This window comes from Lysinibacillus sp. GW821-FHT14F06 (genome assembly GCF_058803665.1).
On sequence record NZ_JBXAPF010000005.1, the window covers coordinates 65,621 to 84,281 of the forward strand.

Annotated in this window: 15 protein-coding genes and 1 pseudogene; all 16 read left to right on the top strand. The window is 39.0% G+C overall.

Going from position 1 to position 18,661, the window contains the following annotated elements; all coding sequences use genetic code 11:
• The first annotated feature begins 167 nt into the window (after positions 1–167).
• Positions 168–503, top strand: a complete 336-nt coding sequence (locus AC1RNS_RS06405; protein ID WP_427540747.1) for a DUF485 domain-containing protein — start codon at positions 168–170, stop codon at positions 501–503.
• A 19-nt stretch (positions 504–522) separates the two neighbouring features.
• Positions 523–2,091 carry a sodium/solute symporter gene (locus tag AC1RNS_RS06410; RefSeq protein ID WP_492991501.1) on the top strand — a complete coding sequence of 523 codons (1,569 nt, stop codon included), beginning with the start codon at positions 523–525 and terminating at the stop codon, positions 2,089–2,091.
• A 921-nt stretch (positions 2,092–3,012) separates the two neighbouring features.
• Entirely contained in the window at positions 3,013–4,143 is a 1,131-nt protein-coding gene (locus AC1RNS_RS06415; protein WP_492991502.1) for an FIST signal transduction protein, read from the top strand.
• Positions 4,144–4,622: 479 nt separating this feature from the next.
• Positions 4,623–5,150 (top strand): annotated as a pseudogene (locus AC1RNS_RS06420) (methyl-accepting chemotaxis protein); the annotation flags it as partial.
• A 216-nt stretch (positions 5,151–5,366) separates the two neighbouring features.
• Complete coding sequence (gene lspA, locus AC1RNS_RS06425; RefSeq protein WP_286926154.1) at positions 5,367–5,846, top strand: signal peptidase II; 480 nt, start codon at positions 5,367–5,369, stop codon at positions 5,844–5,846.
• Positions 5,843–6,754, top strand: a complete 912-nt coding sequence (locus tag AC1RNS_RS06430; protein WP_492991503.1) for an RluA family pseudouridine synthase — start codon at positions 5,843–5,845, stop codon at positions 6,752–6,754. Before lspA ends, AC1RNS_RS06430 begins: the two co-directional genes overlap by 4 nt.
• Before the next feature lie 241 nt (positions 6,755–6,995).
• Positions 6,996–7,538 carry a bifunctional pyr operon transcriptional regulator/uracil phosphoribosyltransferase PyrR gene (pyrR, locus tag AC1RNS_RS06435; RefSeq protein ID WP_492991504.1) on the top strand — a complete coding sequence of 181 codons (543 nt, stop codon included), beginning with the start codon at positions 6,996–6,998 and terminating at the stop codon, positions 7,536–7,538.
• A 20-nt stretch (positions 7,539–7,558) separates the two neighbouring features.
• The gene (locus AC1RNS_RS06440; protein WP_492991505.1) at positions 7,559–8,869 is read left to right on the top strand and encodes a uracil-xanthine permease family protein; all 1,311 of its coding nucleotides are present in this window, start codon (positions 7,559–7,561) and stop codon (positions 8,867–8,869) included.
• 192 nt (positions 8,870–9,061) lie between these two features.
• Positions 9,062–9,940: an aspartate carbamoyltransferase catalytic subunit gene (locus tag AC1RNS_RS06445; protein ID WP_492991506.1), complete on the top strand. Its 879-nt coding sequence runs from the start codon at positions 9,062–9,064 to the stop codon at positions 9,938–9,940.
• Between the two features lies 1 nt (position 9,941).
• Complete coding sequence (gene pyrC / locus AC1RNS_RS06450) at positions 9,942–11,219, top strand: dihydroorotase (protein WP_492991507.1); 1,278 nt, start codon at positions 9,942–9,944, stop codon at positions 11,217–11,219.
• Positions 11,219–12,319, top strand: a complete 1,101-nt coding sequence (locus AC1RNS_RS06455; protein ID WP_492991508.1) for a carbamoyl phosphate synthase small subunit — start codon at positions 11,219–11,221, stop codon at positions 12,317–12,319. Before pyrC ends, AC1RNS_RS06455 begins: the two co-directional genes overlap by 1 nt.
• Positions 12,312–15,509, top strand: coding sequence for a carbamoyl-phosphate synthase large subunit (carB, locus tag AC1RNS_RS06460; protein ID WP_492991509.1), 3,198 nt, complete (start codon positions 12,312–12,314; stop codon positions 15,507–15,509). The genes AC1RNS_RS06455 and carB overlap by 8 nt, the downstream gene beginning before the upstream one ends.
• A gap of 1 nt (position 15,510) precedes the next feature.
• Positions 15,511–16,284, top strand: a complete 774-nt coding sequence (locus AC1RNS_RS06465; protein WP_492991510.1) for a dihydroorotate dehydrogenase electron transfer subunit — start codon at positions 15,511–15,513, stop codon at positions 16,282–16,284.
• Positions 16,281–17,192 carry a dihydroorotate dehydrogenase gene (locus tag AC1RNS_RS06470; RefSeq protein WP_492991511.1) on the top strand — a complete coding sequence of 304 codons (912 nt, stop codon included), beginning with the start codon at positions 16,281–16,283 and terminating at the stop codon, positions 17,190–17,192. The genes AC1RNS_RS06465 and AC1RNS_RS06470 overlap by 4 nt, the downstream gene beginning before the upstream one ends.
• Complete coding sequence (gene pyrF, locus AC1RNS_RS06475) at positions 17,192–17,896, top strand: orotidine-5'-phosphate decarboxylase (protein ID WP_492991512.1); 705 nt, start codon at positions 17,192–17,194, stop codon at positions 17,894–17,896. Before AC1RNS_RS06470 ends, pyrF begins: the two co-directional genes overlap by 1 nt.
• Before the next feature lie 2 nt (positions 17,897–17,898).
• Positions 17,899–18,528 (top strand): orotate phosphoribosyltransferase, encoded by a 630-nt coding sequence (pyrE, locus tag AC1RNS_RS06480; RefSeq protein WP_492991513.1) that lies wholly within the window; start codon positions 17,899–17,901, stop codon positions 18,526–18,528.
• Positions 18,529–18,661: the final 133 nt, after the last annotated feature.

Sequence of the window (18,661 nt, forward strand, 5' to 3'; positions counted from 1 at the left end):
CTATTATTACGATAAAAGTATTTTAACTTAAAATAGCATTTTTTTGTACTAATACAGCAATATTTTGTAACTATATTATAAACAAAATAGAATAGAATAATTGTAGTGAATAATAATTTGAAATTTCAGATAATTATTTACGTATAGAAAAAAGGGGGAGTTGAAATATGGCGGAAGTAGGAAGTAATGATTACGAGTACGTGGAAGCTGGAACAATCGATATTAAGGATCTTCCACCACTAGATGCAACTACTAACAAAATTATGAAAGATGAGCTTACTACAGGTTTTGGCTTAACGGTATTTTATTTCATTTTAATTTTTAGTATTCCAATTATGAACTGGTTCGCTCCGGAATTTGCATTTAAGAAAATTTGGGGTGGGATGACAGTAACATGGTTCGTTACAACTGTCATTATGATGGCAATGGCATTTATTATTGCTTATGTCCATACAACATTGTACGAAAAACGCCTAAAGAAATATGAAGTAGCTAATAAGTAGGTTTGGGGGGAAATACTGAATGATGAAAGCTCTATTGGAACCGAAAATGATAATGACCATTGCTTTAATGGGAACAATTGTATATATTACGTATTTAACGAAAAAAAATACAACCGCATCCGATTTCTTCGTTGGGGGGCGTAGCTTCGGATGGTTTACAAATGGTTCAGCAATTGGCGGGGACTATTTAAGTGCGGCAACATTTCTTGGGATAGCTGGACTAACCTTCCAATTGGGGTATGATGGTGCATACTATGCATTTTGTTTCTCTATAGGTTTAACACTATTAGCAATTTTTGTGGCTGGTCCATTAAGACGATTTGGTGCATTTACTGTTGCCGATTTTTTAGCCTATCGTTTTCATAGTAAGCGAGCTCGATTAGTTGCAGTAGCGGTTGTTTTAGCGATTTCTGGTTTCTATGCCGCTCCACAGTTACTAGGTGCCGCACAAATTTTAAGCATGTTCTTTGGTACTTCATATGAATTTGGCATTATCTTTACATGTGTAGTAATGATTTTCTATGTTGGTATAGGCGGCATGAAAGGAACAACCATCAATCAGGCGCTAGAGCTTTGGATTCGTCTTGGTGCATTTGTAGTTATGCTGATTGCTGCAATGTATAGTGGGTTACACTACGATAAGATTTTAGCCGCGATTAATTCATTTAGCGGCCCAATAACGGGAACTTCACCATATGCCCTAGATGGAAAAGATATTAATTTTGATGGGGCGGCTTGGACTGGGACAGGCTTCTATTTCCCAACATTTTGGCAAACCATTAGTATGACAATAGGTTTAGCATTAGGAACAATTGGTTTGCCGCATATTTTACTTAGATTTTATACAAATCCAAGTGCAAAGGCAGCACGTAAATCAGCCTTAATGGCGATTGGAATTGCCAGTACGTTTTTCTTATTAGCTGTATTTTTAGGTGTTGTAGGTCGAGCTATTTTTATCTCTGGTACTGCAAGTGGAGAGGTAATGCGTGATTTAGTGCTTGGTGGAAACAATATGGTTATTCCTACAACAGCACTTGCATTAGGCGGAAAATGGCTTCTTGGACTTGTTATAGCGGGGGCATTTGCAGCCATATTCTCTAACTTATCGGGACTTTTCATTACAAGTTCAGGTGCATTGGCACATGATTTATATGCAACTGTTATGAAAAAAGATATTACACAAAAACAACGAGTAATCGCAGCGAAGGTTTCCATTGTTTTGTTAGGGATTATATATGGCGCCTTAGGCTTGCTTGTAAAGGATGCATCCATTGGTCATTTAGTAGCTCTTGCCTTTACCGTTGCAGCGAGTACATTTACACCAATATTTATTTTAGGTATTTGGTGGAGAGGGATGACAGAAAAAGGTGCTATTGCAGGTTTACTAATTGGACTGGGTGTTTCCATGTGGATGATTTTTTTACCGGGGACATTACCAAGTTTCCTACAATTTAAAATACCTGGAATTGTAACAGTACCAGCTGGCTTCCTTTCAGTAATCATTGTGTCTTTACTAGATCGAAAGGTACCTGCGGATGTAAATGATTTTATGAAGCGTGTGCATTCAAAAGAATCTGAAACTGTCTAATTTAACTTCTTTCAGCAAATGTTTTTTGTATTGAAAGCATAGCGGCATGTTTTATGCGCGTAAGCGTAGCGACAGCAGCAGATACAGAAGTCTCCTACCTCCAAAGGTGGTGAGAATGCGAATTTAAGCTACTTTTCAGCGGGTGTCCAATCACCAGCTGAAATAGAGGAACTCAGTCTAAGAACGCCACGTCCTGTGGCAATTTATCTGTGCGAAAGCGAAGCGACAGCAACATGGTTTTATCTGTGCGAAAGCGAAGCGACAGCAACATGGTTTTATCTGTGCGAAAGCGAAGCGACAGCAACAACACACGACTGAGTGACCTACATCATGTTGCTGTCGCTGCGTTAGCACTACGCTTTCGCACAAAAAACATCTGTTGGCCTAAAGTCCTCGGCGGATGTCACGGAATCGGTAAGGAGTTCTTAAAGGATGTTAGCCTAAAATCATCGCATCCATGCGATAACGGCTAACTGACCTGCATCACGCAGGCCTAAGCACAAAGCCGATTCCGGACACAATTATGCCGAGGCATAATTGATATAAGCTATATCCATTTGCTTTATAAAGTGATGGGTATAGCTTTTTTGTTTATCTTGATTTTCAAAATACTTCCATCTTTATTGGTGGTGAGGTGAATGTGGTTTTTTCCTTTTCAGTGTGAGTTCAAATGCCCGCTGAAATAGAGGAACTCAGACTAAGATCTTCACATCCTGTGTAAACGACTGAGTGACCAATATCGTGTTGGCCTAAAAGGTTGATTTTGTTAATGCAGTGACATATCAAACATCCTAAAGAAAGTTACTCAATTGTTTGGAAATGAACCCTAAATTATCATAATAAGTCTATTTTTTTACTTATAGATCGTACAACACATGCTATAATACTTACAATTAATGTTAGAAGGAGACGTCGATTTATATGTCAGTTATACAAGCTTCCCTATCGACAACTAGAGAAACCGTCCAGGCATTTCAAGAAGTCAGTTCACAATTACATAAAGAGCCATCACTCGTGTTGTTTTTTGCGAGTACAGTTCATCCTTTCGATCAATTAACTTCTTATTTTCATAATAAATATCCAAATAGTGAAGTAGTGGGAATAACAACAACTGGCGAAATTGGACCAGAGGGTTTTTCCGAATATAGTCTAAGTGCTCAAAGCTATGGCAAGGATTTTGGACAAGTAAAGTCAGTATTAGTGGAGAATATTGAGAAATATCCAATATTTGCACGGGATCAATTAGAACACAGTGCAAAAATGCTGGGTTTTCAACTAGAAAGTCCGCAAATTGCTAAAGAGGGTCTTGCCTTGGTCTTCCCAACAGGTTTAGTTGCTGGTGAAGAGAAAATGTTATCGATCGTAAATTCTATTTTTCGTTATGATGGCTTCCCTATTTTTGGAGGAACTGCAGGAGATGATGCAAAATTTGAAGAAACCCTTGTCAGCTTAAACGGGTGTCAAACTTCAAAGGGAGGCATCGTTATATTTATTAAACCTAATCTGCAGTTTTATATACAAAAAGAAAATATATTTAAAAGTACAGGAATTGAATTAAAAATTACGAAATCAAATCCTGAAAAACGAATTGTCTATGAAATCAATCATGAGCCAGCAGCAAATGCATATGCCAAAGCCTTAGGTGTAAATGTTCAACAATTATCAACTTATTTTATGAAAAATCCTTTAGGGCGACGGTTTAATGAGGAGTTACTTATTGCCTCTCCATTTAAAATAGAACAGAATGGCGCTATCGTTTTTTATTGTCAAGTGTTTCAGGATACTGTTGTTGAATTATTGGAGCCTAAAGATCCAATCACAACATTACAATCAACTTTAGCAGATTTTACGGCTCATTTTAATTCACTTGAAGGTGTATTAGCATGTAATTGCATATTACGAAAATTGCAGTTTCAAGATCAGCAATTATTTCCTGCGTTGAACGCCCAATTAAGAGAACTGCCTGGTCTAGCTGGATTTTGCAGCTATGGTGAACAGTTAAATAAATCATTAATTAATCAAACTTTAGTATTGTTAGGATTTGGTAAATGACGGATGGGAGAAAAAACATGCTAAAACAATTTTTCAGACAGTCTAGGGATGAACAAAATAAAGCGGTGCTGATACAAGAAATTAATGGCTTAACACCTGAAGAAAAAAATATGGTTTTAAAAGGAATGTTTGATTTGATTGGACTGTTGACCACTGCGAATGAGAATAATGCAAAAGAAGATAGTATGATGATTGAACAGATAGAGAATATCAAAAAAGTACTTCATTCCCAGCAGCAAACAGTTTCTAGGGCAAATGAGAGTGCTGTCAATATAGTAAATGAGACAGAAAGCTTTTATGAAATTACAAATACTGTAGAGGGAAAAGGGAAAGAAAATATTTCTCTAGTCGCAGAAGGTAATGAAAATATACATTTATTATTGATGCAAATGAACAAAGTTATGGATGTGTTTAATCGCTTTGAACAATCCATGAAAGAGGTGCAAGTGGAGACTGGTCATATTACAACTTTTACAAAAATAATTAGTGATATAGCTGATCAGACGAATCTTTTAGCATTAAATGCCTCCATAGAAGCTGCACGTGCGGGTGAGCATGGGAAGGGCTTCGCTGTTGTTGCTGATGAAGTCCGGAAATTAGCGGAGCAAAGTAAAGTGGCATTGGTACAAATTCGTACGAAAATTTCGGATATAGTGAATCGAATCGATGGAATCACGACGACGATGCTACAGGAATCTAAAGTAGTCATCGAGACACAGGATATGGCTACGACAACTAAAAGTTTTTTTGAAAGAATTAAACAGTCTGAACAAGAGTTGTTTTCCAATATGCAAACAATCCAACAGGCTACAAATCATACATTGTTAGAGGTAAAACAATTCCAGCAACAACTTATTGATATCATGGACGCCACTGAAACATCTATTATGGGCATTAATCAGCTTTATTCTTTTTCACAGGATAAGTTTTATAATGCTCACAATATTACCTCCTATGTTTCACAATTGAATTATTTGATTGAGGCAGTCCATCAAAATCGACTGTAAAATAATATTTCCGAAAATAGTGTGCTAGGATATAATTCCTAACATACTATTTTCTTTTTAAAGCATAGTGTTTGCTCCTTTTTAATGAAACATCACTAGAGCATTTTAAAAAATGCTAAGCAAGGGAATCCGCCATAATTTCATGCTATATTAGTTATTCTGAGATGGGCTGTTATGGTAGAATAGGTTAGATGTTGAGCGAACGGAGGAATGTTTGTGTACAAGTACTATGGATTGGCCGCCTTTGTAATCCTTTTAGATCAATGGACTAAATGGCTAATTGTCAAAAATATGGAGTTTGGTGAACGAATTGCAGTATGGGACCCATGGCTTGGGATATTGTCTCATCGAAATAGAGGTGCAGCATGGGGAATGCTGGAAGGGCAAATGTGGTTGTTTAGCATTGTTACAATAGGCGTTATTTGTGCGATCATCTATTTTTATCATAAAGAAGCAAAGGGAAAGCCAGTCTTTCAAGTAGGCCTAATGTTTTTATTAGGTGGAGCTATCGGTAATTTTATCGACCGATTATTTAGAGGCGAAGTGGTCGATTTTGTAGATGTATTAATTCCGGTCATTAATTATGATTTCCCAATCTTTAATATTGCAGATGCAGCATTAACAATTGCAGTTGTCATTTTAATGATTGGCTTAATTGCAGAAGATAAAAAAGAAAAGAAACAGGTGAAACAATGACGCAAGTAGCATATACAATGGAAGAACAGCAGCAAGGAGAGCGTATTGATAAGGCACTTTCAAGTGTGCAATCAGAATGGTCGCGGACACAAATTGGAAATTGGATTGCAGAAGGCATTGTCAAAGTAAATGGCGATGCTGTTAAGGCGAAGTATAAGGTAAAAGTGGGAGATTTGGTTGAAATAGATGTTCCTGAAGCAGAGCCATTAGATGTTATTGCTGAAAACTTAGATCTTGACATTGTTTATGAAGATGCAGATGTCCTTGTAGTGAATAAGCCTAAGGGAATGGTTGTACATCCAGCACCCGGTCATATGACGGGAACACTCGTCAATGGTTTAATGTATCATTGTAAGGATTTATCAGGCATTAATGGTATTTTGCGTCCAGGCATTGTCCACCGCATTGATAAGGATACATCAGGATTATTAATGGTTGCTAAAAATGATACAGCTCATGAATCATTAGTCAATCAACTAGTCAATAAAACGGTAACACGTAAGTATACTGCGCTTGTTCATGGCCATATTGCGCATGATAAAGGGACAATTGATGCACCGATTGGACGTGACCAAAAGGATCGTCAAAAGCAAGCGGTGGTAGATAAAGGCAAGCATGCTGTCACACACTTCCAAGTCGTTGATCGTTTTGGTGATTACACATTACTTGAATGTCGTTTAGAAACAGGACGAACTCATCAAATTCGTGTGCATATGAATTATATCGGCTATCCACTTGTAGGTGACCCAAAATATGGTCCAAAAAAGACAATAGATTTTGGAGGACAAGTTTTACATGCAGGTATTTTAGGCTTCAATCATCCTACAACAGGTGAATATTTAGAGTTTGAAGCACCACTTCCTGCTGATTATAATCAATTATTAAATGATTTAAGAAATAGGCATTGACGTTTAATAAAAGAAAGTCTATACTAACAAAAGTGAATGAACTACTAAACAAAATATTCACCTTTAATGGCAGTCCAGAGAGGCTGAGAAGGTATATGTGATCGTGTTGCAAATAATTTGTGCTGCAAATTATTCAACATGCCTATTAAACACGTATTCAACCCTCTCAGGCTATTCGCCTCGAGAGGTTTTTTTATGGACACATGACCAAATTAAAGTTAGCAGAGAGGAGGAGACTTACATGGCACAAAATGAGCTATTAGATGGCCCATCTATGGCAAGAGCAGTAACACGCATTGCCCATGAAATTATTGAACGCAATAAAGGCATTGATGAATGTATACTAGTTGGCATTAAAACGCGAGGTGCTTTTCTTGCAAAACGACTTGCAGAGAGAATTGAAAAAATTGAAGGTAAACCGATTCGTACAGGGGAGCTAGATATCACCTTATATCGAGATGATTTATCAACAAAGCACGCTAACGAACAGGCACATGTTGAACAAGTTGATATTGATTATCTTGTTGTCAATCAAAAGATTATTCTTGTGGATGATGTTTTATATACAGGACGTACAGTACGCGCGGCACTAGATGCAATCATGGACTTAGGGCGACCTGCACAGATTCAACTTGCTGTACTTGTTGATAGAGGTCATAGAGAGCTACCAATTAGAGCCGATTATGTTGGTAAAAACGTACCGACATCTGGATCAGAGCGCATTATCGTAAATTTACAGGAAGTAGACGGAGAAGATTACGTCATTCTTTATAAAGAAGACTAACTACAAAGTGAGGAAACATCATGTCAAATGCAGTATTAGATATTAAGGACAAACCAACAGCGCTTCAACTAGTGACATTAAGTTTCCAACATATGTTTGCTATGTTCGGTTCAACTATTCTAGTGCCTCAGTTGGTTGGACTTAGCCCAGCAATTGCCCTTTTAACAAGTGGAATTGCCACACTGTTCTTCTTATTAATAACGAAATTCCAGGTGCCAGCTTATTTAGGGTCATCCTTTGCCTTTATCGCGCCGATTTTACTAGCAGCAGGTGGTTTAAATAAAGATGGTTCAAGTGTAAATCCAGGTCATGCAATGATTGGTGCAATGGCAGTTGGGATTACATATGGAATCGTATCCCTAATCATCTGGAAAAGCGGCTATAAATGGATCATGAAAATTTTACCTCCGATTGTAGTAGGACCAGTCATTATGGTAATTGGTCTTGGTTTATCAGGAACAGCGGTAAATATGGCGATGAATGTAGATGGTAAATATAGCTTTTTACACTTCTCAGCAGCGTTAGTAACATTATTTACAGCCATTATTTTCACGATTTTCTTTAAAGGTATTTTAAGTACAATGCCAATCTTAATTGGCTTAATTGTAGGCTATATTTATTCAATGATTATAGGTATTGTTGATTACTCACCAATTGCAAAAGCAAATTTCTTTGCAAGTCCAGATTTCTTAATACTAGGTGTTCATTATGACTTTGAAATTACAACAAAGCTACTTCTAACAATGGTACCAATCGTTATCGTGACCATTTCAGAACATATTGGTCATCAGTTGGTTTTAGGTAAAGTTGTTAATCGAGATTACATTAAAGAACCAGGACTACATCGTTCACTGTTAGGCGATGGACTTGGTACATTCATAAGTGCATTAATTGGTGGTCCACCAAAAACAACTTACGGTGAAAATATTGGTGTTCTTGCTATCACTCGTGTATACAGTGTGTATGTCATTGCAGGTGCAGCAGTTGTTGCCATTTTACTTTCATTTTTCGGGCAAGCAATGGCAGTAATTGCGACGATCCCAACAGCAGTACTTGGAGGCGTTTCTATCCTGCTCTTCGGTATTATTGCTGCAAGTGGATTACGTATGCTAGTTGATAATCATATTGACTTTGGCAATAGTCGAAATTTAGTGATTGCCTCTGTTATTCTAGTCATCGGTATTGGTGGCGCGAAGTTCGTGATTTCAGAATCATTAAGTATAGAGGGTATGGCATTGGCAGCTATTATCGGTGTTGTATTAAACGCAATTCTCCCCGGTAAAAAAGAAGCAGAAAAACCAATACCATACAATCAAGAAACAAATTCATAGTAGTACCTTTTAATGAATTGTCCAGAGAGGCAAAAAAAGGGAAGTTGTGAACATGCCAAAGCAGGAATCGATGCCTGCTGTAGTTTGTCACGCCTCCTTATGCCTCGTTGATGACATCAGCGGGGCTTTTTTTCAAATGAACGTCAAGTCTACATAGACGTTCATGACACACAACCTAATGGAGGTCACATGATGAAGAACTTATTATCGATGGAACATTTAACAACTGAAGAAATTAACCACATCCTAGATCGTGCGCAAGCTTTTGAAAATGGTGAAGCATCATCGTTATCTCGCACATACAACATTGCAAACTTATTTTTTGAACCAAGTACCCGGACAAAAACAAGCTTTGAAATGGCTGAGCGCAAAATTGGCTGTACAGTTATCCCATTTGATGCTGGTTTTTCAAGTGTTACAAAAGGGGAAACAATGTACGATACAGTAAAAACATTAGAAATGATTGGATTGGATGCTGTAGTTATTCGCGCAACTGAAGATGAATACTACAATGAGCTTCTGGAAGGTATTAATGTAGCCATCATTAACGCTGGAGATGGAGCAGGGCAGCATCCATCCCAATCTTTACTTGACCTTTACACTATAAAAAAAGAATTTGGTTCATTTGAAGGGTTGAATGTAACAATCGCTGGAGATATATCTCATAGTCGTGTAGCAAAATCAAATGCAACAGCGTTACAACGCCTAGGGGCAAATGTACATTTCCTTTGTCCAGAAGAGTGGGCAGGTGATTTCAAGGCCCATCATTCATGGGATGATTTAATCGAAATAAGTGATGTCATTATGTTACTTCGTGTACAGCATGAGCGTCATAAAGTAAATAAAAGCTTCTCAAAGGAAAGCTATCATCAAGAATATGGTTTAACAATTGAACGTGAGAAACAAATGAAGGAAACGGCGATTATCATGCATCCAGCACCCGTTAACCGCGATGTAGAAATTGCTTCTGATCTAGTAGAGTGTGAACGTTCTCGAATTTTCGAGCAAGTCCGAAATGGTGTCTATACAAGAATGGCTATTGTGGAAACAATTTTAAAGGGGAGAGAATAACATGACAAAGATACTTCAAAATGTACAAATGTTAAATGAGCAAGGTGAATTGCATACTGTTAATATCGCCATGGCTGAAGGGAAAATTACAGCAATCGGACAAGACGTAACTGTTGAAGATGCTGAAATAATTGAAGGAAATGGTTTTGTTGTTGCACCGGGCTTTGTCGATGTCCACACGCATTTACGCGAGCCAGGTTTTGAGCATAAGGAAACAATTGCAACAGGTTCAGCATCAGCAGCAAAGGGCGGCTTTACAACAATTTGTGCGATGCCTAATACAAAACCAGTACCAGATTCAGTAGAAAACATGAAACTAATTAATGGGTTGATAAAGGAAAGTGCTGTTATTCGAGTACTTCCATATGGCTCACTCACAAAGGATATCTCCGGTGAGGTTCGTACAAATATTGAGGAATTAAAAGCACAGGGAGCAGTTGCTTTCTCTGATGATGGTGTAGGTATTCAGCTTGCTTCAACGATGTATGAGCAGATGAAGGATGCCGCTCAGCACGATATGGTTGTGGTGGCACACTGTGAGGATAATTCATTAATTTATGATGGCGTTATGCATGAGGGTAAACGAAATAAAGAGCTTGGTCTTCCAGGGATTCCGTCCATTTGTGAATCTGTACAAATTGCCCGAGATGTTTTACTTGCAGAAGCTGCTGGTGCACGCTACCACGTTTGCCACGTATCAACAAAAGAATCTGTTCGTGCAGTACGAGATGCTAAAGCAGCAGGTATTCGTGTAACTGCTGAAGTTTGTCCACATCATTTATTACTTGAAGAAATGGATATTCCATCAGATGACGCAAACTGGAAAATGAATCCGCCATTACGAGGTGCGGATGATAAAGATTCACTTCATGCAGCATTGCTTGATGGCACAATCGATTGTATCGCAACAGATCATGCTCCACATACAGTGGAAGAAAAATGCTGCGGCATGGTAGGGGCACCGTTTGGTATTGTAGGCTTTGAAACAGCATTTCCTCTGCTATATACACAGTTTGTAGAAACAGGGATATGGACGTTAAAACAGTTGATTGACTGGATGACTGTAAAGGCAGCTCAAATTTTTGATTTGCCATATGGCACATTAGAAGTTGGTTCTTCGGCAGATATGATTTTAATTGATTTAAATAAAGAGCAAACAATTGATGCAGAAGGTTTTGTATCAAAAGGACGAAACACACCATTCAATGGCTGGGCTGCAAAGGGATGGCCAGTCCTAACAATTTTTGAAGGCAATATCGTATATCAGGAGGCAGAGTAATGAAAAAACGTTTACTTATTTTAGAAGATGGCACAGTATTTACAGGTACGGCATTCGGTAGTGAGCGAGCTTCACAAGGTGAGGTAGTTTTCACAACAGGTATGACAGGTTATCAGGAAACTATTTCAGATCCTTCTTTCTACGGACAAATTGTAACATTAACATATCCTTTAATTGGTAATTACGGCATCAACCGTGATGATTTTGAATCGATTACACCTGCTATTCGTGGGTTTGTTGTTCGTGAATTAGCCAAAACCCCTTCAAACTTCCGCTGTGATTTAACGGTAGATGACTATTTAACATCAAAGGATATCCCAGGCATAGAGGGTATTGATACACGAAAATTAACACGCATCATTCGTAGTAAAGGATCGGTAAAAGCAATTTTAACTGCTGCTGATGAGGAAGTGAATGTGGATGAGGTCGTAGCAAAATTACAAGCGACACCTGCGATTACACACCATGTTCGTGAAGTTTCACCAAAGGCTGCTTATCCGTCACCAGGACGTGGCAAACGTGTTGTGTTAATTGACTTTGGTATGAAGCATGGTATTCTTCGTGAATTAAACAAACGTGATTGTGATGTGTTAGTTGTACCTTATAACACATCAGCAGAGGAAATTTTAGCATGGCATCCAGATGGAATTATGCTATCAAACGGTCCAGGTAACCCGGAAGATGTGCAGGAAGGTATCGAAACAGTTCGCAATTTAATTGGTAAAGTACCAATGTTCGGTATTTGCTTAGGTCACCAAATCTTCTCACTTGCTTGTGGTGCTCGAAGCTTTAAATTACCATTTGGACACCGTGGAGGAAACCATCCAGTAAAGGATTTACGCACAGGCCGTACAGATTTAACATCACAAAACCACGGTTACGCAATTGACATTGAATCATTAAAAGAAACAGATTTAGAATTAACACATATGGCATTAAATGATAGTACTTGTGAAGGTGTACGTCACAAGAAGTATCCAATTTTCACAGTGCAGTATCATCCAGAAGCATCACCAGGTCCAGAAGATTCAAACCACTTATTTGATGAGTTTATCGAAATGATGGAAGTAGAAGCAGGGAAGGGGAAACAACATGCCTAAACGTACAGATATTGAAACTATTTTAGTAATCGGATCAGGTCCAATCGTGATCGGACAAGCAGCAGAATTTGACTATGCAGGAACACAAGCTTGTCTATCTTTAAAAGAGGAAGGCTATCGCGTTATTTTAATTAACTCAAACCCTGCAACAATTATGACAGATACAGAAATTGCTGACAAAGTTTATATTGAGCCAATCACACTTGAATTTGTATCACGTATTTTGCGCAAAGAACGTCCAGATGCCATCCTACCAACTCTTGGTGGACAAACTGGCTTAAATATGGCAATTGAATTAGACAAATCAGGAATTTTAGATGAGCTTAGTATTGAGATTCTTGGGACAAAATTAGAAGCCATCCATAAAGCAGAAGACCGTGATTTATTCCGTAATTTAATGTATGAGCTAGGTGCTCCAGTGCCTGAATCAGATATTATCCATAACTTAGATGAAGCGAAAAACTTTGTTGCAAAGATCGGTTATCCAGTAATCGTTCGCCCTGCGTTTACACTAGGTGGTACAGGCGGCGGTATTTGCTACAATGATCAAGATTTAGAGGAAACTGTGACATCTGGTCTTAAATATTCTCCAGTTACACAATGCTTACTAGAAAAATCAATCGCTGGCTATAAAGAGATTGAATATGAAGTAATGCGTGATGCGGCTGACAATGCCATTGTAGTATGTAATATGGAAAATGTTGACCCAGTAGGTATTCATACAGGAGATTCTATCGTAGTTGCACCAACACAAACGCTGTCAGATCGTGAAAATCAAATGCTACGTAATATTTCTCTAGATATTATCCGTGCACTAAAAATTGAAGGTGGCTGTAACGTTCAATTAGCTCTTGATCCATATAGCTTTAATTACTACGTAATCGAGGTTAACCCTCGTGTATCACGTTCATCTGCGTTAGCATCAAAAGCAACAGGCTACCCAATTGCCAAGCTAGCAGCGAAAATTGCAGTTGGCTTAACATTAGATGAAATTAAAAACCCTGTCACAGGTTCTACGTATGCTTGCTTCGAGCCAGCACTCGATTATATTGTGGCAAAAATCCCACGCTGGCCATTCGATAAATTCGAATCAGCAAAACGTAATCTTGGTACACAAATGAAAGCAACTGGTGAAGTTATGGCACTAGGGCGAACATTTGAGGAAGCGATGCTTAAAGCGGTTCGTTCACTTGAAACAGGTCAAGTACACTTAGAGCTAAAGCATGCCGAGGAAAACTCCGATTCTTGGATTGAAAAACGTATCCGCAAAGCGGGAGACGAGCGTCTATTCTTCATCGGTGAAGCATTACGTCGTGGCGTAACAATTGAGCAAATTCATGAGTGGTCTGCTATTGACTTATTCTTCTTAAATAAGTTCAAAAACATTGTGGATATGGAGCAAACACTTGCTGACAATAAAAACGATAAAGACGTATTACGTACAGCAAAACGTCTAGGCTTTGCAGATAAGAAAATTGCAGAGCTTTGGGAAACTACACCTGAGGAAGTATATGCATATCGTAAAGAACATGGCATTATCCCAGTTTATAAAATGGTTGATACATGTGCAGCGGAGTTTGAATCTGAAACACCTTACTTCTATGGCACATATGAGGAAGAAAACGAATCTATTAAATCCGACAAGCCGTCAGTTGTGGTACTTGGCTCTGGTCCAATCCGTATTGGTCAAGGGGTAGAATTTGACTACGCGACAGTACACTCAGTATGGGCAATTCAGGAAGCAGGCTATGAGGCAATTATTATTAACTCTAATCCAGAGACTGTATCCACGGACTTCTCGATTTCAGATAAATTATACTTCGAGCCATTAACAATCGAAGATGTGATGCACATTATTGACCTAGAGCAGCCAATTGGTGTGGTTGTACAATTCGGTGGACAAACAGCCATTAATCTTGCGGATAAACTAGCGGCAAATGGTGTGAAAATCTTAGGTACAACACTTGAAGATATTGACCGAGCAGAAAATAGAGATAAATTCGAGCAGGCATTACATGAAATAGATATTCCACAGCCACAAGGTGAAACAGCTATCTCAACTGAGGAAGCCCTTGCTATCGGTGAGCGCCTTGGATTCCCAGTGTTAGTTCGCCCTTCATATGTATTAGGTGGACGTGCGATGGAAATCGTCTACAATGAAGAGGAGCTACAACACTATATGGAAAATGCTGTTGAAGCATCTCCAGACCATCCAGTATTAGTTGACCGTTATTTAACAGGTCAAGAAATTGAAGTAGATGCAATTTGTGACGGTGAAAATGTATTAATCCCAGGTATTATGGAACATATTGAGCGTGCAGGCGTTCACTCTGGTGACTCTATCTCTGTATATCCACCACAAAAATTAACACAGGCACAAAAGGATACATTAGTGGACTATACAACTCGACTTGCAAAAGGTCTTGGCATCATCGGCTTAATGAACATTCAGTATGTTATTTCACAAGGAGAAGTATTTGTTATCGAGGTGAACCCACGTTCTTCTCGTACAGTACCATTCTTAAGTAAAATTACTAATATCCCTATGGCTAATATTGCGACAAAAGCAATCCTAGGTAAGTCAATAATTGAACAAGGTTATCCAACAGGCTTAGCAACTGAGCAAAAAGGCGTATTTGTAAAAGTACCAGTATTCTCCTTTGCTAAATTACGTCGTGTCGACATTACATTAGGACCTGAAATGAAATCAACAGGTGAAGTAATGGGGAAAGATGCAACATTAGAAAAAGCCCTTTACAAAGGCTTAGTTGCAGCAGGAATGGAAATTCGCACAGAAGGTACAGTATTATTTACTGTATCTGATAAAGATAAAGAGGAAGCGATTGCCCTTGCAAAACGTTTCTCAACAGTAGGCTATCGTATTGTGGCTACAGAAGGTACTGCTAAAGCATTTGAAGCAGCAGGTGTTCGCACAGATATCGTTGGAAAAATCGGTGCAAAAGGTCAAACATTAATCGATTTAATTCAAAATGGTGAAGCACAACTTGTAGTGAATACACTTACAAAAGGCAAGCAACCAGCTCGTGATGGTTTCCGAATCCGTCGTGAATCTGTCGAAAACGGTGTCCCATGTTTAACATCATTAGATACAGCAGAAGCAATGCTACGTGTTATTGAATCAATGACATTTACAGCAGAACAAATGCCAAAAGCGGAGGTAGTACACTAATATGATACGTCAAGAGAAAATGACGGTCGTCTCTCAAAAGCAAATAGCGACAAACATTTTCGAATTGACACTTCATGGTGAACTGGTTCAGGATATGACTCCTGGCCAGTTTGTCCATGTAAAGGTGTCAGATTCATTGGAGCCGCTTTTACGTCGACCAATCAGTATTGCAAACATAGATAAAGATAACAACGAATTTACGATGATTTATCGAGCAGAAGGTCGTGGGACTAAGGTTTTAGCGACGAATCGTGAAGGTCAGCTTGTAAATGTATTGGGGCCAATAGGTAATGGATTCCCTGTTGACGCAGTAAGAGAGGGAGGGACAGCTCTTTTAGTCGGTGGAGGAATCGGTGTACCACCATTACATGAGCTTTCTAAGCAATTAAACGCACGTGGTGTGAAAACAATTCATGTGTTAGGCTTCCAAACAGAGGATGTGTGCTTTTATGAGAAAGAATTCAGCGCACTTGGTGAAACACATTATGTAACGGTCGATGGCTCTAAGGGCACAAAGGGCTTTGTCACGAATGTATTAGAGTCACGAGCACCTGAGTTTGATGTCTTTTATTCCTGTGGTCCGCTACCAATGTTAAAAGCACTTGAAGGCTTTTACCCTGAAAAAGAGGGCTATCTATCATTTGAAGAACGTATGGGCTGCGGTATTGGTGCTTGCTTTGCTTGTGTATGTAAAACAACAGACCAAGTAGCAAAAGACTATGTTAAAGTATGCTCTGATGGTCCAGTTTTCCCGAAAGGTACGGTGGCATTATGAGTCGATTAACAATACAATTACCAGGCTTAGATTTAAAAAATCCAATAATGCCAGCATCAGGCTGCTTTGGATTTGGTCGAGAATATGCTCAACTATACGATTTATCAAAGCTTGGCGCTATAATGATTAAAGCAACAACTGTAGAAACACGACCAGGCAATCCTACTCCTCGTGTGGCAGAAACAGCAGCAGGGATGTTAAATGCAATAGGCCTACAAAACCCTGGCATTGACAAAGTCATGAATGAAGAATTAAAGTTTCTAGAGGGCTATAATGTGCCAATCATTGCAAATGTAGCTGGTACAGAGACAGCAGATTATGTAGAGGTTGCTCGACGTATTTCCACTGCGACCAATGTAAGAGCATTAGAACTTAACATTTCCTGTCCAAACGTAAAATGTGGGGGGATTCAATTTGGTACTGATCCCGCAACAGCACGTGAGCTGGTAGAAGCGGTTAAAGCAGTGTCTGAGGTGCCTGTTTATGTAAAACTATCCCCTAATGTAACAAGTATAGTAGACATTGCCCAAGCTGTTGAAGCGGGTGGTGCTGACGGTATTACAATGATTAATACGTTAATTGGAATGCGTCTGGATGAACGTACTGGTAAGCCTGTAATTGCCAATGGTACAGGTGGTTTATCTGGTCCTGCTGTAAAACCAGTGGCTATTCGGATGGTCTATGAGGTATATAAGGCTGTCAATATCCCGATTATTGGAATGGGTGGTGTAACAGAGGCACAAGACGTTATTGACTTTATGTCGGCTGGTGCATCTGCAGTTGCAGTGGGGACAGCAAACTTTGTCGATCATTTCGTATGCCCAACTATTATTGATGAATTACCAGCAAAGCTTGACAAACTAGGTGTTGAGCATATTTCAGAGATTATCGGAAGGAGCCATCGTTGATGAATACCAAACCTATTCTAGCACTAGATTTTCCTGGAGAAAAAGAAGTATTTGATTTTCTAAAACAGTTCAATGAGTCTCTTTTCGTGAAAATTGGTATGGAATTATATATGCAAGAAGGGCCAGATATTGTCCGTAAAGTAAAGGATTTAGGCCATGATATTTTCCTTGATTTAAAATTACATGATATCCCGAATACAGTTGGCTCTGCCATGAAGGGCCTAGCAAAATTAGGGGTAGATTTAGTCAATGTCCATGCGGCAGGCGGACGTCCAATGATGGAGGCAGCACTGGAAGGGTTGGAAGCAGGAACACCTGCAGGAAAGAATCGTCCTTCATTAATTGCTGTTACACAATTAACATCAACAACTGAGGATCAAATGCAAGCGGAGCAAAGAATTGCCCTATCTTTAAAGGAGTCTGTCTTGCACTATGCAAGTCTCACAAAACAGGCTGGTTTACAAGGTGTTGTTTGCTCCGTTCACGAGGCTAAAGCGATAGCAGAGGTATGCGGAGATGATTTTCTACGTGTGACGCCAGGTATTCGTTTAGCAGGAGGCGATGCACACGATCAAAAGCGTATTGCCACACCGGACGGAGCAAAACGTGATGGCTCTTCACTAATTGTCGTTGGACGTGCCGTAACAGGTGCAGAAGATCCAGTAGCAGCATATAAAATTGTAAGTGAATTATGGGAGGCATAAATATGACATTACAAAATGAAATCGCACACGCAATGTTAAAAGTAGGAGCAGTGGAACTCAATCCTACAGAGCTATTTACATGGGCATCAGGCATTCAATCGCCAATTTACTGCGATACACGTCTGACAATCTCAGATCCTGTTATTCGTAAACAATTAGCAAACGGCTTAGCATCACTGATCAAGGAAAACTTTGGTGCAACAGAAATCGTTGCAGGTACAGCAACAGCAGGTATTCCCCATGCTGCTTGGGTAAGTGATATTCTAGATTTACCAATGGTTTATGTACGTTCTAAGGCAAAAGAGCACGGACGTGGCAATCAAATCGAAGGAAAATACGCAGCGGGTCAAAAAGTAGTGGTAGTAGAAGATATCGTTTCTACAGGTGGTTCATCTATTACAGCGGTAGAAGCTTTGCGGGCAGCAGGGTGTGAGGTGCTAGGCGTTGTTTGTGTCTACACTTATAATCTTCCACGTGCTGAACAAGCATTCGATCAAGCTAACATTCAATATGTATCATTAACAAACTTTGATTATTTAATAGAAGCAGCTAATGAATCAGGTGCTATTCAAGAAGCGGATATCCCATTCCTTAAGGAGTGGCATGAAAAATTAAAGGCTGGAGCGCTTTAATCTTAAATCAATATATCAAAGAAATGCTTAAAAACGACTATCGATATTTTTATCGATAGTCGTTTTTTTTACTAAATCAGCAGAAATGATATTTATAATTAGCCAAATAAAAATAAGAAGAAGTATGTAACAG